Source organism: Maribacter litoralis, assembly GCF_902506355.1.
GTDB lineage: Bacteria > Bacteroidota > Bacteroidia > Flavobacteriales > Flavobacteriaceae > Maribacter > Maribacter litoralis.
This window is the reverse complement of the sequence record NZ_LR733271.1, coordinates 3,414,150-3,430,950: the sequence shown is the minus strand read 5'-3', so window position 1 is coordinate 3,430,950 and position 16,801 is coordinate 3,414,150. Positions and strand designations below refer to the sequence as shown.

The window sequence follows — 16,801 nt, the reverse complement described above, 5'->3', positions numbered from 1 at the left end:
ATAAGTGAATTAGTGAAAACATGTTGTTCCAATTGGCGAACCATCTGGAATTTTTGGCGAAGGTATCACTTTGAACAATTCTGGATGCTCATCAAAGGCATTAATTCTTTTGACCATTTCTGCACTAATGGCATTACTTTCAGAATCCTTCGAAAATTGAGAACTTAGTTCTTTTAATTTTTGAGAAGCAATGGCATTTACTTGTGGGTGTACACTATTATGTCCAGCTAAGTTCATAACATGTAGTAAAACCCTAAAGTTTATAATGGTCTGTGCTTCGTTTAAATATGCGTCTTTTTGCTTTTTATTGATAGTAGAGGCTATCAATTTATCTAAAACCTCATCTAAACCAACATTATCGGTATCAACAGCTTTTTGCTGAATAAGTCTCGATGCCTTTTCTGGATGCAACAAAAATTTTAAAGTCATATCAGAAGCAGTTTCTACAGCTGATAGTGCATCGAACGACACCCCTGTTTTACCTTTTATGGATTCCCTTGTTCTAGGTGTACCAAAAGAACGAGGCGGAAATAAGCTTAACTTATCTTTTGGTATTGCGATCTCATTGGCATCCAAGGTTTTCAACACAGTCTTCAGGGCTTCTTCTTGCATCGCTTTATCGGCAATAGCGACCACTTCTTGCCCATCACCTTTTACGGCATAATTATATTCCAACCCACCTATTATTTTGGCAACACCTTCAGTTTGGTACCTATGAAAGAAATATAGCGGCACAAACACATCTTCCAATACAGAATACGGTGTACCTTCTTGAATATTATCAACAGAAAAATTATCTATTGCAACCTTACGGATGTTCAGCATATCTTCTAACTCTTTACTGACATCGGTACCATTATCCCACAAATGGGCTAAAACATGGGCACTACCTTGTGGTCTTGCATCTTGATCGGTAATGTAACGTAGTCCGTCGGCTTTTGCTTTATCTAAAATCTTGTTCAAGCCTTCTTTTTCACTTTCCCCATTCTTAAAATCTTGGTAAGAATAAGCCACAGTTACCTTGTCCCAATCACCGATACCGGTTTCATAGGCATTTGCAAAGTTGATCTCGCCATCTTTTAAAGTAAACTGTGGGTGAGGATAATCCATCACCGAGGCTTTGCCCGTGGTACTGGCAGCATAATTATGCGCAAACCCTAAAGTATGTCCGATTTCATGAGCAGACAATTGCCTAATACGCGCTATGGCCATTTCTAACATGGGCTCATAATTATCGTCTCGCTCGGCAAATGGTTTATTCATTAACGCCTGAGCGATTAAAAAATCTTGTCGTATTCTTAAACTACCCAGACTTACATGACCTTTCATAATTTCACCAGTTCTTGGATCGGTAATACTACTACCATAACTCCACCCTCTCGTAGATCGGTGAACCCATTGAATTACATTGTAGCGAACATCTAAAGGATCCGCGTCATCGGGTAACATTTTTAGCTGAAAGGCATCTTTATATCCAATAGCTTCAAAAGCCTGGTTCCACCAACGACCACCTTCTAATAAAGCAGATCTTACAGGTTCTGGCGTACCATTATCCAAATAATAAATTATAGGTTCAACCGCCTCGCTCACTTCTGCAGTAGGATCTTTTTTCTCTAAGCGGTGTCTTCTTATAAATTGCTTTAAAATATTTTCTTCAACGGGAGTAGCATAATCATAGTAGTTAAAAGGAGAAGAACCCGACCTTGGGTCGAATACACGTTTTTTGTACTTATTATCCGGTAATTCTATAAATGAATGATGTTCTGCAACGGTAACCAAGTTTGCATTTGGAGCTACGCTTCTTATATAGCTTCCTTTCGCCTGCCCCTTAAAAGTCATCGTAACATCGAACTCTACATTTTTAGGAAAAGCCTTGGTTCTATCTAAAGCAAATGCACTTTTAGATTTATCAAGGCTATAAGAACCCTGTTCTCTTCTCTTTAACCGACTAGAAACTCCGTGAGCATCTTGCATTAAAAAATCTGTGATATCTATTATATATGTACCGTTATTCTCTTCTACAATAGGAAAGCCAAATAAAACGGATTTAGCAAAAGCCTGTTCTACAGATTTACGTTCTAGTTCATTATCGGTAATGGCCCTATATTTTAAATTGGGCTGTATCAACAATAGTTTGTTGCCCGCTTTTGTAAAGTAAACAACTTGCTCGTCGCCCAACTGCCCTCTATCCAAACCTATATCATTGCTACCAATACCACTACTTAGTGAATATACATATAGAAATTCTTCATCTAATTTTTCAACTTCTAAGTATATTTTATCACTTCCTTCGTCGTAGTAAAAATTATAAAACCCTTCATATTTTTCAAAGTCTTTCTTTTTATCGCTAAACTGTGCGGATACCATTGAGATCGATAAAAGTATCAATCCGACAAAAAGTACATAGTGCTTTCTCATTCTCTATAAGTTTTCCTTAAAAGTATAGAAAAACCAACGAATGAAAAACAGGAAAGCTCAACTATATTATAATTATCATACTTGTTAAAAAAGTTATCCAATAATTATAGAATAAGGAAAAATACTACCAATTATTGTAAATATGACACTTGATATTTGCGATTTATCATGTACCTTTTAACAAAACATTTTTTATGGAGAACATTGAAAATCAAATTTTCTCTTCTTATCAAAGAAACCCAGATCTATATGACGAAATACATGATAAGAAAGGAAAAGTAAAAGAGGTTTATCAAAAACTATTCAACCTCTATGGCGAACATTCGATTAAGGATTATGTTACCTTAAACAATAAAGCCAAATCTTCATTTTTTAACCAAGGGATAACTTTTCAAGTATATGGAGAGAACAACATTCAAGAAAAAATTTTTCCTTTTGATTTATTCCCAAGAATTATCGACCCGGTAGATTGGGATATTATAGAACGAGGATCTATACAAAGAAGTAAAGCACTGAATTTATTTTTATGGGATATTTATCATGACAAAAAGATATTAAAGGATAAAGTTGTTCCTGTAGAACTGATTACTTCATCTGCCAATTACCTCGATCAGATGAACGGATTAAATCCTCCTGGAGGAATATACAATCATATTTCCGGAACCGATGTCATTAAACACAAAGACGGAAAGTACTACGTATTAGAAGATAATATAAGGTGTCCGTCGGGCGTAAGTTATGTCATCTGCAACCGTACCGCACTTAAAAAAGCACTTTTTGGGGTATTTAACCATTACCAGACACATACCGTAACCAATTATGCTGAAAACCTTTTAGAGCTACTAGAATCGGTAAAACCAAAAGGTGTAGATGTTCCCAATGTAGTAGTTATAACACCAGGTATGTACAACTCTGCTTTTTATGAGCATTCTTATTTAGCCAAAACCATGGGCGTAGAACTTGTGGAGGGCCGTGATCTTTTTGTGGAAAATGATTTTGTTTACATGAAAACCATTAAAGGACCAGAAAAGGTAGATGTCATTTACAGACGAATAGATGACCAATTCATAGACCCATTAGAATTTAATCCAGATTCCGTTCTTGGAGTACCGGGTTTATTCGCCGCATATAAAAAAGGGAATGTTACATTGGCCAATGCACCAGGCACCGGTGTAGCAGATGACAAGGCCGTGTATACATATATGCCAGAAATCATTAAGTACTACCTTAACGAAGAACCTATATTAAATAATGTACATACCTATCACTGTAGCAGGCCCGATGAATTAAAATACGTTTTAGAGCATATTCATGAGCTTGTAATCAAACCGGTTGACGAGGCTGGTGGTTACGGTATATCCATAGGAAATAAATTAAGTAAGGAAGAAATAGAAAAGGTAAAAGCTGAAGTTAAAGCAAGCCCTAGAAAATATGTTGCCCAACCAATAATGTCTTTGTCGGTACACCCTACGTATATTGACGATACCGAATCTTTTGAACAACGACATGTAGACCTAAGAACCTTCACCGTTCTTGGCAAAGACAAAGAATTTGTTCTTAAAGGCGGATTGACACGCGTAGCGCTTCAAAGAGGTAATTTAATAGTTAACTCTTCTCAAGGAGGCGGATCAAAAGACACCTGGGTATTAAAAAAATAAAGAAACTATATGTTAGCAAGAGTTGCCAATAATCTTTTTTGGATGGGACGTTATATTGAACGTTCAGAACACGTAGCAAGATATTTAAATGTAAATTATTTCTCCTCGTTAGATGCACCAAACTTAAAATCTCAAGACCGTCAATTTGTATTACGATCAATGCTTTTTATGGTAGGTGACCCAGAGGAAGATCCAGACAAATTTCTAAAAGAAGAAGATGTACTTTATAAAATAGGGCTAGACCCAACCTATTCTTCTTCTATAATAAATAATATAAAGTTTGCCAGAGAGAATGCCAACAGCGCCAGAGATTTGATCTCAACAGAACTGTATGAGGCGATCAATAAGTTTTACCACTTTGTAATTAATTACCCAAAAGAGATTTTCGTAAAAAATGGCTTACATGACTTTACAACCAATGTCGCTGAAATGACCGACATACTTCGTGGTAAAATAAGGGGCACCCTTTTGCATGATGCAACATATGCTATAATATCAATGGGCATCAATATTGAAAGAGCTACTCAAATAACCAGAATGATCAATGCAAAATTTAATGATGCATTACTTTCTCAAGGTGGAGAAAATGATAAATTCAGCAAAAGCTTTGAGTGGACCACTCTATTAAAATGTGCAGAGTCTTATGATATGATGCGCAGGTTTTACAAAAAGACACCCACCAGCATAACTACATTAGAGTTTTTAATTCTAAACCCTAATTGTCCAAGGTCTGTAATGAATTCATTGAATCAAGTGAACCAGCATGTGAAAATTTTAAATCCTGAAAGGCGCTACAACAAAGACTCCACTGCTTTTCTAATTGGTAGGGTCAGGTCTGAATATGAGTATAAATACATAGAGGAAATAGACCAAGATATTAAGTCGTTCATAGAAAACATTTTAAAAAGCCTTGTTGATATAAGTGATAAAGTTGACGAAGAGTTTTTTAACTATTAGCCAAGTTAAATAAGGTATCTTTGCCCTCTTATGCCGAGAGAATTTGAAATAAAGTACAGGGCCGAAATTACATACGAAGATTGGGTTCATAATGCATATTGGCAGTTTTTAATAATTCCTATTGAAAATGATAGCCAACACGATGTTGAAGTAGAATTCAACAACTCACTATTCGCAATCACAGAGTATTCTATAAACGGATATGGATTTAAAACCCTAAGAGTACATCCTAAGAAAAAATTTAAAGAAATTACTTTTGAAGCTTCAATTAAATTCATAAAGGAAGACATTGACCCTTTAAAATTCAAGAGCAATTTCAACATCGCATTGGAACATGAAGAGTTGCATAATCTCGATTTTAAAATTAATCACGAGCGATTTTTAAAAGCTACCACATATACAAATATTACCGCAACACAAAATCAATTATATAGTTTTGATGTATCTGTTTCAATTTTTAAAAATCTTGAAAATTTAAATCATTGGATTTATAATTACGTACAGTTTTCAAGAAAAGATATAGACAAGGGCACGCTGCTAAATGAGGTTATATTAAATAAAAAAGGTGACTGTAAAGATTTTGCCCACCTTTTCTGTGCATTGGCACGTATCAATGGTATTCCTACCAGGTATGTATCTGGCTACTTAGATCGAACAAATGGTTTTAAAGGTGATTCTCAATTACATGCCTGGGTAGAATGTTATATACCCCAAATAGGTTGGAAAGGTTTTGACCCTACCAATAATGTCTTAGCAGATATCAATCATATTAAAATATGCCATGGCAAAGATTATAATGATTGTTCACCTTTAAAAGGCATTGTTAATACACAAGGCAAGAATAAGACTACCTATTCGGTTACATTGCATAGTTGCAATAGTTAATCTAAAAATATCTTTAAACATTACTTAAAAGAGTATTATTTTTACTCAAAATTTAGAATTGTATGAACATAAGTACAGACCACTACAAAGGTCTTATAGATCGCCTTGGTGCGTTAAGGAGGTATCTTTGACATTGATGCCAAATTAATAGAAATAGAGAACGAGCAAGAAAAAACTTTAGCTCCTGATTTTTGGGACAACCCCCAAGAGGCACAGGCACACATGAAATTCATTCAATCTAAAAAGCAATGGGTCGATGATTTTGATGCCGCCCAGCTACTGGTTGCCGATTTAGAAGTGCTTATAGAATTTCAACAAGAAGGTGAGGTAACCGAAGCCGAAGTTGAAAAGCAATATGAAAAAGCGGTGAATACCATTGAAAAAATGGAATTCAAGAATATGCTTTCGGAAGAAGGAGATGAGTTACCTGCCGTATTGCAGATTACCGCTGGTGCAGGTGGTACAGAAAGTTGCGATTGGGCAGCTATGCTCATGCGTATGTATATGATGTGGGCAGAAAAGAACGGCTACAAAATAAAGGAGCTCAACTACCAAGATGGTGATGTAGCCGGTATAAAGACCGTAACCCTTGAAATTGACGGGGAATTTGCCTTTGGTTGGTTAAAAGGGGAAAATGGGGTACATCGCTTGGTAAGAATATCTCCTTTTGATAGTAACGCCAAAAGACATACCTCATTTGTTTCGGTATATGTATATCCATTGGTAGATGATAGTATTGAGGTAGATGTAAATCCGGCAGATATTACTATTACCACTGCAAGATCTAGTGGTGCGGGCGGTCAAAATGTAAACAAGGTAGAAACCAAAGTGCAACTGACCCACCACCCTACCGGTATTCAAATTTCTTGTTCAGACAGTAGAAGTCAACATGACAATAGAGCTACGGCCATGAAAATGTTGAAATCTCAATTGTACGAAATAGAGCTTCGTAAAAAAATGGAAGCTCGTCAAGAAATTGAATCCTCTAAAATGAAAATTGAATGGGGCTCACAGATTAGAAATTATGTCATGCATCCGTACAAGCTTGTAAAAGATGTAAGAACTGGCGAAGAAACGGGCAATGTAGACAATGTAATGGACGGAGACATTGATCAGTTCCTTAAAGCTTTTCTAATGATGATGGGACAAAAAGAAGAAGAATAAAACGAAGAATCCCTATGTATTATCTTTGATAGGTAGGGATTTTAATTTTAAAGAAATTAATTATGATTAAAATATATCACAATTCTAGATGCAGTAAGTCTAGAGAAGGTTTAAAGGTTCTTGAAGAGTCTGGCAAGAAATTTGAAGTAGTTAAGTATTTGGAAGACATACCTACTAAAGATGAACTTAGAAATATAATTAGTTGCTTAGACATAAAACCAATTAATTTAATACGTAAGTCCGAAGCCATTTGGAAAGAGAAATTTAAACATCAATCGTTGAACGATGAAGAATTGATCGATGCTATGATTACCTACCCAAAACTGATTGAAAGACCAATTGTAATCAATGGAAACAGTGCAGTAATCGGTAGACCAGCCTCTAACATTGACTCTTTGTTAAAATAGAATTTAGTATAATTGTTAAGATAATTATCTTAACAAACAATTAACCATTTTAGGTTAAACCATAGTATAACTTTATAATCTAATGACATGAAAAAAGTAATAAAGCATAGCGGACTAAATGTATTGACATTGTTGTTTGCCTTATTTGGCACTACAGCGATTTACGCACAATATGGTTATGGGTCGCAATATGGTTATGGATCTAGAGGTGGTTATGGTAGTCAAAGGAGTTCTATTCCCCAAGCACAAACACCAGCCGAAGAACCAAAACCAAAAACTGCCGAAGAACTGGTAGATGAGCAAATGCCAAGAATTACCGAGGCACTTGAGCTAAATGAATTTGAACAAGCAGTATTAAGCTCTGTTCTTAAGAAATATGTTCAAGAACGAATAGAGGCTCAAATATTAAAGCTTCCGCCAGAAAAAATGGCAGAGGTATATGAAAATATTACTAAAAGGCAAGATGAGGAATTAAAAGCCGGTCTGCCATTAGAAAAGTATGAAGCTTTTGTTGCACTACAAAAAGATGGTGTTTCAAAAACGATTAAAAAGAAGAAAAAACAAAAACGAAAGAAATCAAAAAACTGACTTAATGAGACAACTTTACCCTTTACTCCTACTCTTAACACTATCATTCAATTACATACATAGTCAAAGACCGGGAGGAGACCGGGAAAGAGGTCCAATTGTCATTAGCGGAAAGGTTGTGGACAAAGATGACAACCTACCATTAGAATACGCAACACTTGTACTACAAAGTGTAAACAACCCAGATAAAATTACTGGCGGTATTACCGATATAGATGGTAATTTCAAAGTTGAGACCCCACCAGGAAAGTACAATATATCGATCGAATATATTTCATACAAAACTTATAAATTACCAAATCAAACATTAACAGAATCAACAGATTTAGGCACCATTAGACTTGCTTTGGATGTTGCTCAATTAGAAGCTGTTGAAGTGGTCGGCGAAAAAACTACGGTAGAAGTTCGCTTAGACAAAAAGATTTACAATATTGGTAAAGACTTAACCAATAGTGGCGCAACCATTACTGATGCCTTGAACAATGTACCATCTGTAGATGTGGATGTTGAAGGTGCTATAAGTCTAAGAGGTAATGAGAATGTTAGAATACTAATCAATGGAAAACCATCTGCATTAGCAGGTTTTGGCTCCACCGATGCCCTTACGCAACTTCCCGCAGATGCTATTGAAAAAGTTGAGGTTATTACAAGTCCGTCTGCAAGATATGATGCAGAAGGTACAGCCGGTATCTTGAACATTGTACTTAAAAAAGAAAAGACATTAGGTTTCAATGGCTCTGTAAACACAACTATAGGTTACCCTGTTAATAGTGGTATTTCTGTCAATGCAAACTTACGTACAGATAAGTTCAATTTATTCAATACCACAGGCTATAACTATAGAGACGCACCAGGAAATGCATTTTATGATAATACATATAATGACACTACAAGTGTTTACAATAGAATTATCGAGGATAGAGAATACAACAGGCTTAGAAAAGGATTTAATACCAATTTAGGTCTTGAGTATTTTATTACCGAGCAATCTTCAATTACAGGTAGTGTGTTTTACAGAACATCTAAAAGTGAAGATGAAACAGGAAATACCAATCAGAGGTTTATTAGCAACTCATTAGACAGTGAAACATATAGAACTGAAGATGAAAATGAAGATGACGACAATTATCAATTCTCACTTAACTATATCAACAATTTAGATGACGATGGTCAAAAACTGACGATTGATGCTCAATATTCCAAAGGAAAGGAAAATAAAATTTCAATCATACAAGAGAACAATACGTTGCCAAATGACGATTTAATTGTATTGGAGAATGTATTTGAACAAGAAACTGAAAATGAGTATTTAATACAGGCAGACTATGTATTACCAATGGGTGATTCTCAATTTGAAGCCGGTTATAGAGGTACATTTGAAGAAACAGGAACAGATTATAGGCTAGATTCTCTAAATCAAGATACAAGTCAGTTTGATATCAATGAAGATCTTACCAATATATTTACCTATACTGAAAACGTAAATGCCCTATATACCCAATACGGGAATAAATTTGGTGACTTCTCGTTTCTATTGGGACTTCGTTTAGAAAACACACAGTTAAAAGGAGAGTTATCTTCTTTATATGACACTGCAGAACTTGAAGAACAATTAGGTGTTGATGTCGATGCAAATTTTGATAAAAATTATCTAGGACTTTTCCCAACAATAAATTTGATTTACGAACTAGCCGAAAATGAAAATATATCACTAGGATATAACCGAAGAATCAATAGACCAAGAGGAAGATATGTAAACCCATTTCCTTCCAGATCTAGTAGAACAAATATTTTTCAAGGTAACCCAGACTTAAATCCGGCATTTGCGAATGCATTTGACATCGGATACCTTAAAAGATGGGATAAAATAACTTTGACATCTTCTATTTACTACCAAAGAGAAACAGATTCATTTGAGCGTATACAAGAAGAAACCGGACAAACGACTACAGATGGTATTGAAATTATTAGATCTATACCAATTAACCTTTCTACAAATGACAGAATTGGTGTTGAAGCCGGTATGTTATACAGTGCCGCTAAATGGTTACGTTTAAATTCAAGTTTTAATTTCTTCCAGTTTTCTACAGAAGGTGAATTTAATGGCGTTGATTATGGCACAACAAACACAAGCTGGTTCGCAAGGTTCAGCTCTAAAGTATCGTTACCAGCGAAGATTGATTGGCAGACCAATGCATTCTACAGAGGACCTTCTTCTACAGCTCAAACCGAAAACGGAGGAATTTTCTCTTTAAACCTGGCCTTCAGTAAAGATATATTGAAAGACAACGGAACCATATCGCTTAATGTAAGTGATTTATTAAACTCAAGAAAAAGAACCTCTTATACAGAAACAGAGTTTTTTACATCAGACAGTGAATTTCAGTGGAGAAGACGCCAAATTACAATGGGCTTTGTATATCGTTTTAACCAGCCAAAAGAAAGAAATAGAAATGGCAGAGGAAACAACAACGATGAAGGTGAAGAAGAAATTGAAGGATAACACAGCGAAAGAAATAGCAACAAAAAAAGGAAGCCAATTGGCTTCCTTTTTTTTATAAACTTAATTATTTATGCTTCTCTCGCGGCTTTTTTCTTGTCGCGTCTTTCTTTTAATAATTCAATAATGTTACCACCTAACCAGTAAGGCACAACAAATAATAACAAAAACATCATCAGCCAGAAACCTATTGTTAAAATGGTTAAAAAAGCTAAAAATCCTAAATATTGGTCAAAATCAAACATATCTTCTTGCTTATATATGACAAAGATACCATAAACGAATTATTTTTTGCAAACGTTCTGCAAAATTAATTTCACATTTCACTACAAACTTGTCACTATAAAAATAAATGTAAACCTTATTTTTGAAGCTACATTAATAAGTTTATTTAAGATTCATATAAAATATAAGATTATGGAGTTCAGAATCGAAAAAGATACCATGGGTAATGTTGAAGTGCCCAAAGACAAATATTGGGGCGCACAAACAGAACGCTCACGTAATAATTTTAAAATTGGTCCATCTGCTTCTATGCCATTGGACATCGTTTATGGTTTCGCCTATTTAAAAAAATCTGCAGCCTATGCTAACTGTGAACTAGGAGTATTAAGTGCAGAAAAGAGAGATTTAATCGCACAAGTTTGTGATGAAATTTTAGAAGGAAAACATGATGACCAATTTCCATTGGTAATATGGCAAACAGGTTCTGGCACGCAAAGTAATATGAACGTAAACGAAGTTGTTGCCAATAGAGCCCATGAAATTGCAGGTAAAGTTATTGGCGAAGGAGAAAAAACTATACAGCCTAATGATGATGTAAATAAATCCCAATCATCTAACGATACCTTCCCTACCGGTATGCATATCGCATCCTACAAAAAAATTGTGGAAGTAACCATACCTGGTGTAACCCAACTAAGAGATACATTACATAAAAAATCGAAAGAGTTTAAAGATGTAGTTAAAATAGGGCGTACCCATTTAATGGACGCAACTCCCCTAACCCTTGGTCAAGAATTTTCTGGTTATGTATCTCAATTAGATCACGGTTTAAAGGCATTAAAAAACACGCTGGAACATTTGAGCGAGTTAGCACTTGGGGGAACTGCAGTTGGTACAGGACTGAATACTCCCGAAGGTTATGATGTTTTGGTCGCAAAATATATAGCAGAATTTACGGGCTTACCATTTATAACCGCTGAAAATAAGTTTGAGGCGCTAGCTGCACATGATGCAATTGTTGAAAGCCATGGCGCATTGAAGCAATTGGCGGTTTCTTTGAACAAGATTGCCAATGATATTAGAATGATGGCTTCTGGACCACGTTCAGGTATTGGTGAAATTATTATTCCTGCAAATGAGCCCGGTAGTTCTATTATGCCAGGAAAAGTTAATCCTACACAGTGTGAAGCAATGACTATGGTTTGCGCCCAGGTTATGGGTAACGATGTTGCCGTTAGTGTTGGTGGAACACAAGGGCATTATGAATTAAACGTCTTTAAACCAATGATGGCAGCGAACATATTACAATCTGCACAACTTATCGGCGATGCCTGTGTAAGTTTTGAAGAGCATTGTGCAGCTGGTATAGAGCCAAATCACGCCGTAATAAAAGAGCTATTGAACAATTCTTTAATGCTGGTAACTGCCTTGAATACCAAAATAGGGTATTACAAAGCTGCAGAGATAGCAAACACCGCCCATAAAAACGGTACAACTTTAAAAGAGGAAGCTGTTAATTTAGGCTATGTTTCTGCCGAAGACTATGATGAATGGGTAAAACCAGAAAATATGGTAGGTAGTCTAAAAGACTAAGACTTCAATAACTTCTTAACAAAAAAAGGCGACCAATATGGTCGCCTTTTATATTTTGAACTAGTATGTAAACTTACTTCAACATAAATTTAGAAGTACCCAATAATTTCAATTGGTCATCATATACGTTAACCATGTAGTTTCCATCTTTAAAATCACCTGAAGGCTTATTAATGTAATCACATACATCTAAAGATTTGTTTTCATAGTAGAAACCCGTTTGCTTACTATAAGTAATTGAAGCTCCGTTATCATTGGTCATGGAATTACCACCACCAAGTACATTACCTTGAGGATCTAAAACCTCTAAGAAAAACTCTCTGTCTCCAGCTTGAGCAATTACGTTATCAGCAACTGTAAAACAAATTTTAAACTTGTCGGTAGCTCTTGCACGTTGTGTAGAAACCAATTTTCCGCTATTACGTTCTTTAACCGCATCAACGTTAAATTTAGATAAGTTCAATGCTGAACCCTTCTCAACTACTTGAGCCAAGTTTGTATTTTGTACAACCAAAGAATCATTAAATACAGTTTGCTTCTCCAATTCAACGTACGTACTGTCACGTTGCATGGCAATTGCAGTATTTGAACGTGTTAAAGAATCTACTTGCTTCAATAATTGCTCTCTTTCAGCTTTAAGAACACCAACTTGTCTTCTATATCTAGATAAAGAACTAATATCTGCCTTCATAGTTTTTACAGAGTCAATATACTTTGCAATATTATCCCTTGCACTAACCAATTCTTCATTAGTAGCGTTGCTTTCTAAAATAGCTTTATCATATTCAGATTTTAAGCTATTTAAATCTTCAACTACCAATTCTTTCTCTTTAGAAAGAACAACTTCTGTCTTCTTTTTATCTTGATAAAGACTTACTGTATAAATGATAGTTGCTAAAAGCACAACACCTAAAAGAGCGGTCAAAACTTTTAAACCATTGTTGTTTTTTGTTTCAGTCATAATTGTAAATTTAATAAAGTGTCTGTTTGTTCAGTTTATATACGTGTTAATTCAAAATTTAGATTCTTTAGCATAAAATTAAATTATAAAACGTGTTAAATACCATAAAATATACTATAATTTAGATGCAACCAACAGATTAAATATTGATCATGCTTGTTATTGTGCCTTTTGAGACTAAATATACTCAAAACTTTAAAGACTTAAATATTGCCTGGATAACAGAATATTTTGAAGTGGAAGATAAAGACAGGGAACTTTTAGATGACAGCCAAGCAGCAATCATCGATAAAGGCGGACATATATTTATAGGGCTATGGCACAATGAGCCAGTTGGATGTTTTGCTTTGATTAAAAAAAACGAAAAACGTTTTGAATTGGGAAAAATGGCGGTAAGCAAATCCCATCGAGGTTTAAGAATAGGTCAACAATTATTGTCATACGCTATTAACTTCGCAAAAAATAAAAACTATGAAGTATTAGAGCTTTATTCAAGTACCAAACTTGATACCGCATTACATATTTACAGAAAACATGGGTTTACAATTAAACCAATGGTAGATTATATAGACTACCTTAGGTCTGATATAAAAATGGAATTAAAACTAAAATAACGATGAACATGAATAAGTTACTCCTATTAATTTTTATTACTAGTATTTCTTTCTCTTGCAAAGAGGCTAAGAAATCGGAAAATGATATGAAATCCAACCAAGAAGTTGAAGAAGATATATCATCTACAATGAAAAGCGAAAATACCAACGCCAAAATTGATATTACACCAATTGAACATGCTACTGCCGTAATAGAGTGGAACGATGTGGTCATTTACCTTGACCCCGTAGGTGGCGCAGAAGCTTTTGAAGGACAAAAACAACCTTCATTAATTTTGATTACGGATATTCACGGGGATCATTTGAATATTGAGACTTTGAACGAATTAGATACATCAAATGCAACTTTTGTTGTACCACAAGCGGTTGCCGACGAACTACCTGAAAAATTCTCTGAACAATTGGTAATCATGAACAATGGGACCAGTGAAGTGGTAAGCGGAATTACCATTGAAGCCATACCCATGTACAACTTAAGAGAAGAGGCTCTTAAATTTCACAGTAAAGGGAGAGGTAATGGTTATGTTTTAAATATAGATGATCAACGAATTTATTTTTCTGGAGACACAGAAGATATACCTGAAATGCGCGCTTTAAAAAATATAGACAAAGCCTTTATATGTATGAATCTTCCATACACCATGACCGAAGAAAGTGCTGCAGCTGCGGTATTGGATTTCAAACCAAAACAGGTGTATCCTTATCACTATAGAGGAAAACCAGATGTAAGCGATGTTGAAAAATTTAAAAATCTCGTAAATGCCGCCAATCAAGATATAGAGGTTGTTCAATTAGATTGGTACCCAAATGAGGAATATTAGTCAGCTGTTAGCTGTTAGCTGAAAATAAAAAAGCCCGCGTTTGCGGGCTTTTTACTGGTTTGACTAAACAATTATCTAATCAACTTTTTATACTTAATTCGTTTCGGCATAAGATCTCCGCCTAAACGTTTCTTTTTATTCTCTTCATAATCAGAGAAAGAACCTTCAAAGAAATACACTTGAGAATCGCCTTCAAAAGCTAAGATATGTGTACAAATACGATCCAAGAACCATCTATCGTGAGAAATCACTACTGCACAACCAGCAAAATTCTCTAAACCTTCTTCTAAAGCTCGCAATGTATTTACATCTAAATCGTTGGTAGGTTCATCTAAAAGAAGCACGTTACCTTCTTCTTTCAATGTCATTGCCAAATGCAAACGGTTACGTTCACCACCTGATAGCATATTTACCTTTTTGTTCTGCTCACTACCAGAAAAATTGAACCTACTTAGATAAGCGCGAGAATTTACTTGCTTACCACCCATCATTACCAATTCTTGCTCGTCACTGAAATTCTGCCAAATGGTTTTCTCAGGGTCAATATTAGAATGGCTTTGATCCACATAAGCAATCTTTGCCGTTTCACCAGTTTCAAACTCACCCTTATCTGGAGTTTCTTCACCCATGATCATTCTAAAAATAGTGGTCTTACCGGCACCATTTGGTCCAATAATACCTACAATACCAGCTTGTGGCAATTTAAAATTTAGGTCTTCGTAAAGCAACTTATCATCATAAGCTTTGCTTACTCCTTTTGCTTCAATTACATTGGTACCCAAACGTGGTCCGTTAGGAATATAGATTTCAAGTTTTTCGTCAAGTTGTTTTTGATCTTGACTCATTAACTTATCGTAGTTCTTAAGACGTGCTTTTTGTTTTGTCTGTCTACCTTTTGCTCCTTGGCGAACCCAATCAAGCTCTCGTTCAAGGGTTTTTTGTCTTTTTGAAGCCGTTTTACTTTCTTGAGCCATACGTTTTGACTTCTGATCTAACCAAGAAGAATAATTCCCTTTCCAAGGAATACCTTCACCTCTATCCAACTCTAAAATCCAACCGGCAACATTATCCAAGAAATACCTATCGTGCGTTACGGCAATTACCGTTCCTTTATAAGACGCCAAATGATGCTCTAACCAATGTACAGATTCTGCATCTAAGTGGTTGGTAGGTTCATCTAATAACAAAATCTCTGGTTCTTGTAGTAGTAGTCTACATAAAGCTACCCTTCTTCTTTCACCACCTGAAAGAACTGCTATTTTCTTGTCAGGATCCGGAGTACGCAGAGCATCCATTGCAATTTCTAACTTGGTATCCAGTTCCCAAGCGTTTGCAGCATCAATTTTATCTTGTAACACAGCTTGTTGATCCATCAACTTCTGCATTTTATCGGCATCCTCATAAACCTCGGGAAGGCCGAACATATCGTTTATCTTATTGTATTCATCAAGAATTGCCACAGTTTCCGCAACCCCTTCTTTTACAATTTCAAGCACAGTTTTGTTCTCATCCAATTCTGGCTCTTGTTCCAAGTAACCTACTTTATACCCAGGGGAGAAAACAACATCTCCTTGAAAGTTTTTATCAACTCCCGCAATGATTTTTAGCAAAGTTGATTTACCCGAACCGTTTAAACCTAAAATCCCTATTTTGGCACCGTAGAAAAAACTTAGATAAATATTCTTTAAAACTGGGGTGTTAGCATTCTTATAGGTTTTCGTAACTCCTGACATGGAGAAGATCACCTTCTTATCATCTGACATAAAATTATAGTGTTTAGTGAAAAATTATCATCCAGCAGAAGAAATTCACTACTGGTTAAACTATTAATTATACTCTACCCTTAAGTGCGTTGAACACCCAAGCAATAGCAAAAAAACCAATTCCAACAGATGCAAAACCCCAACCAGCAACCTGGTCATAACGAAAAGCACCTAATGCAATAAGTGCAAGCCCTACAAAAATCATAATAAAAGTAGCCCAAGTGAGCACAGTATTCTTGTTCATTTT

At 35.4% G+C, this 16,801-nt stretch carries 15 protein-coding genes; 10 read left to right on the top strand and 5 right to left on the bottom strand.

Going from position 1 to position 16,801, the window contains the following annotated elements; translation table 11 throughout:
• Positions 1-9: 9 nt before the first annotated feature.
• Positions 10-2,418, bottom strand: a complete 2,409-nt coding sequence (locus tag EXIGUO8A_RS14360) for a zinc-dependent metalloprotease (protein WP_159303669.1) — start codon at positions 2,416-2,418, stop codon at positions 10-12.
• Between the two features lie 194 nt (positions 2,419-2,612).
• Here EXIGUO8A_RS14360 and EXIGUO8A_RS14355 point away from each other — a divergent pair, with 194 nt between their 5' ends.
• The 7 genes from EXIGUO8A_RS14355 to EXIGUO8A_RS14325 all read left to right on the top strand — a co-directional run bounded on the left by EXIGUO8A_RS14355 (position 2,613) and on the right by EXIGUO8A_RS14325 (position 10,580).
• A complete protein-coding gene (locus tag EXIGUO8A_RS14355; protein ID WP_159303668.1) occupies positions 2,613-4,076 on the top strand; it encodes a circularly permuted type 2 ATP-grasp protein in 1,464 nt (487 codons plus the stop codon).
• 9 nt (positions 4,077-4,085) lie between these two features.
• Positions 4,086-5,033 carry an alpha-E domain-containing protein gene (locus EXIGUO8A_RS14350; RefSeq protein WP_116772223.1) on the top strand — a complete coding sequence of 316 codons (948 nt, stop codon included), beginning with the start codon at positions 4,086-4,088 and terminating at the stop codon, positions 5,031-5,033.
• A gap of 30 nt (positions 5,034-5,063) precedes the next feature.
• Positions 5,064-5,918: a transglutaminase-like domain-containing protein gene (locus EXIGUO8A_RS14345; protein WP_159303667.1), complete on the top strand. Its 855-nt coding sequence runs from the start codon at positions 5,064-5,066 to the stop codon at positions 5,916-5,918.
• Between the two features lie 62 nt (positions 5,919-5,980).
• Positions 5,981-7,082 (top strand): peptide chain release factor 2 gene (gene prfB, locus EXIGUO8A_RS14340; protein ID WP_236564497.1). Its coding sequence is split into 2 segments (ribosomal slippage): positions 5,981-6,046 and positions 6,048-7,082, totalling 1,101 coding nucleotides; the frame shifts between segments, so codons are not numbered across the junction.
• Positions 7,083-7,144: 62 nt separating this feature from the next.
• Positions 7,145-7,489 carry an arsenate reductase (glutaredoxin) gene (gene arsC / locus EXIGUO8A_RS14335; protein ID WP_159303666.1) on the top strand — a complete coding sequence of 115 codons (345 nt, stop codon included), beginning with the start codon at positions 7,145-7,147 and terminating at the stop codon, positions 7,487-7,489.
• A gap of 87 nt (positions 7,490-7,576) precedes the next feature.
• Complete coding sequence (locus EXIGUO8A_RS14330) at positions 7,577-8,077, top strand: hypothetical protein (RefSeq protein WP_116772219.1); 501 nt, start codon at positions 7,577-7,579, stop codon at positions 8,075-8,077.
• A gap of 4 nt (positions 8,078-8,081) precedes the next feature.
• Positions 8,082-10,580 carry a TonB-dependent receptor domain-containing protein gene (locus EXIGUO8A_RS14325; protein ID WP_159303665.1) on the top strand — a complete coding sequence of 833 codons (2,499 nt, stop codon included), beginning with the start codon at positions 8,082-8,084 and terminating at the stop codon, positions 10,578-10,580.
• A 68-nt stretch (positions 10,581-10,648) separates the two neighbouring features.
• On the opposite strand, the gene EXIGUO8A_RS14320 is transcribed toward EXIGUO8A_RS14325, so the two are convergent.
• On the bottom strand, positions 10,649-10,822 hold the full coding sequence (locus tag EXIGUO8A_RS14320; RefSeq protein WP_091609002.1) for a hypothetical protein: 174 nt from the start codon (positions 10,820-10,822) through the stop codon (positions 10,649-10,651).
• A gap of 172 nt (positions 10,823-10,994) precedes the next feature.
• Between EXIGUO8A_RS14320 and fumC the strand changes: the two genes are divergently transcribed.
• Positions 10,995-12,395 (top strand): class II fumarate hydratase, encoded by a 1,401-nt coding sequence (gene fumC / locus EXIGUO8A_RS14315; RefSeq protein ID WP_159303664.1) that lies wholly within the window; start codon positions 10,995-10,997, stop codon positions 12,393-12,395.
• Positions 12,396-12,468: 73 nt separating this feature from the next.
• On the opposite strand, the gene EXIGUO8A_RS14310 is transcribed toward fumC, so the two are convergent.
• Positions 12,469-13,356, bottom strand: a complete 888-nt coding sequence (locus EXIGUO8A_RS14310) for a hypothetical protein (RefSeq protein WP_159303663.1) — start codon at positions 13,354-13,356, stop codon at positions 12,469-12,471.
• Positions 13,357-13,508: 152 nt separating this feature from the next.
• Between EXIGUO8A_RS14310 and EXIGUO8A_RS14305 the strand changes: the two genes are divergently transcribed.
• Positions 13,509-13,970 (top strand): GNAT family N-acetyltransferase, encoded by a 462-nt coding sequence (locus tag EXIGUO8A_RS14305; protein WP_116772215.1) that lies wholly within the window; start codon positions 13,509-13,511, stop codon positions 13,968-13,970.
• A 2-nt stretch (positions 13,971-13,972) separates the two neighbouring features.
• Entirely contained in the window at positions 13,973-14,791 is an 819-nt protein-coding gene (locus EXIGUO8A_RS14300; protein ID WP_407658210.1) for an MBL fold metallo-hydrolase, read from the top strand.
• 71 nt (positions 14,792-14,862) lie between these two features.
• On the opposite strand, the gene ettA is transcribed toward EXIGUO8A_RS14300, so the two are convergent.
• Both ettA and EXIGUO8A_RS14290 read right to left on the bottom strand, forming a co-directional pair.
• Positions 14,863-16,554 carry an energy-dependent translational throttle protein EttA gene (ettA, locus tag EXIGUO8A_RS14295; protein WP_116772214.1) on the bottom strand — a complete coding sequence of 564 codons (1,692 nt, stop codon included), beginning with the start codon at positions 16,552-16,554 and terminating at the stop codon, positions 14,863-14,865.
• A gap of 67 nt (positions 16,555-16,621) precedes the next feature.
• A complete protein-coding gene (locus tag EXIGUO8A_RS14290) occupies positions 16,622-16,798 on the bottom strand; it encodes a CAL67264 family membrane protein (RefSeq protein WP_167333101.1) in 177 nt (58 codons plus the stop codon).
• Positions 16,799-16,801 lie beyond the last annotated feature (3 nt).

Bases quoted from the DNA above. Each gene is read 5' to 3' on its own strand.
- EXIGUO8A_RS14360 (WP_159303669.1), bottom strand. From the start codon at position 2,418: ATGAGAAAGCACTATGTACTTTTTGTCGGATTGATACTTTTATCGATC.
- EXIGUO8A_RS14355 (WP_159303668.1), top strand. From the start codon at position 2,613: ATGGAGAACATTGAAAATCAAATTTTCTCTTCTTATCAAAGAAACCCA.
- EXIGUO8A_RS14350 (WP_116772223.1), top strand. From the start codon at position 4,086: ATGTTAGCAAGAGTTGCCAATAATCTTTTTTGGATGGGACGTTATATT.
- EXIGUO8A_RS14345 (WP_159303667.1), top strand. From the start codon at position 5,064: ATGCCGAGAGAATTTGAAATAAAGTACAGGGCCGAAATTACATACGAA.
- arsC (WP_159303666.1), top strand. From the start codon at position 7,145: ATGATTAAAATATATCACAATTCTAGATGCAGTAAGTCTAGAGAAGGT.
- EXIGUO8A_RS14330 (WP_116772219.1), top strand. From the start codon at position 7,577: ATGAAAAAAGTAATAAAGCATAGCGGACTAAATGTATTGACATTGTTG.
- EXIGUO8A_RS14325 (WP_159303665.1), top strand. From the start codon at position 8,082: ATGAGACAACTTTACCCTTTACTCCTACTCTTAACACTATCATTCAAT.
- EXIGUO8A_RS14320 (WP_091609002.1), bottom strand. From the start codon at position 10,822: ATGTTTGATTTTGACCAATATTTAGGATTTTTAGCTTTTTTAACCATT.
- fumC (WP_159303664.1), top strand. From the start codon at position 10,995: ATGGAGTTCAGAATCGAAAAAGATACCATGGGTAATGTTGAAGTGCCC.
- EXIGUO8A_RS14310 (WP_159303663.1), bottom strand. From the start codon at position 13,356: ATGACTGAAACAAAAAACAACAATGGTTTAAAAGTTTTGACCGCTCTT.
- EXIGUO8A_RS14305 (WP_116772215.1), top strand. From the start codon at position 13,509: ATGCTTGTTATTGTGCCTTTTGAGACTAAATATACTCAAAACTTTAAA.
- EXIGUO8A_RS14300 (WP_407658210.1), top strand. From the start codon at position 13,973: ATGAACATGAATAAGTTACTCCTATTAATTTTTATTACTAGTATTTCT.
- ettA (WP_116772214.1), bottom strand. From the start codon at position 16,554: ATGTCAGATGATAAGAAGGTGATCTTCTCCATGTCAGGAGTTACGAAA.
- EXIGUO8A_RS14290 (WP_167333101.1), bottom strand. From the start codon at position 16,798: ATGAACAAGAATACTGTGCTCACTTGGGCTACTTTTATTATGATTTTT.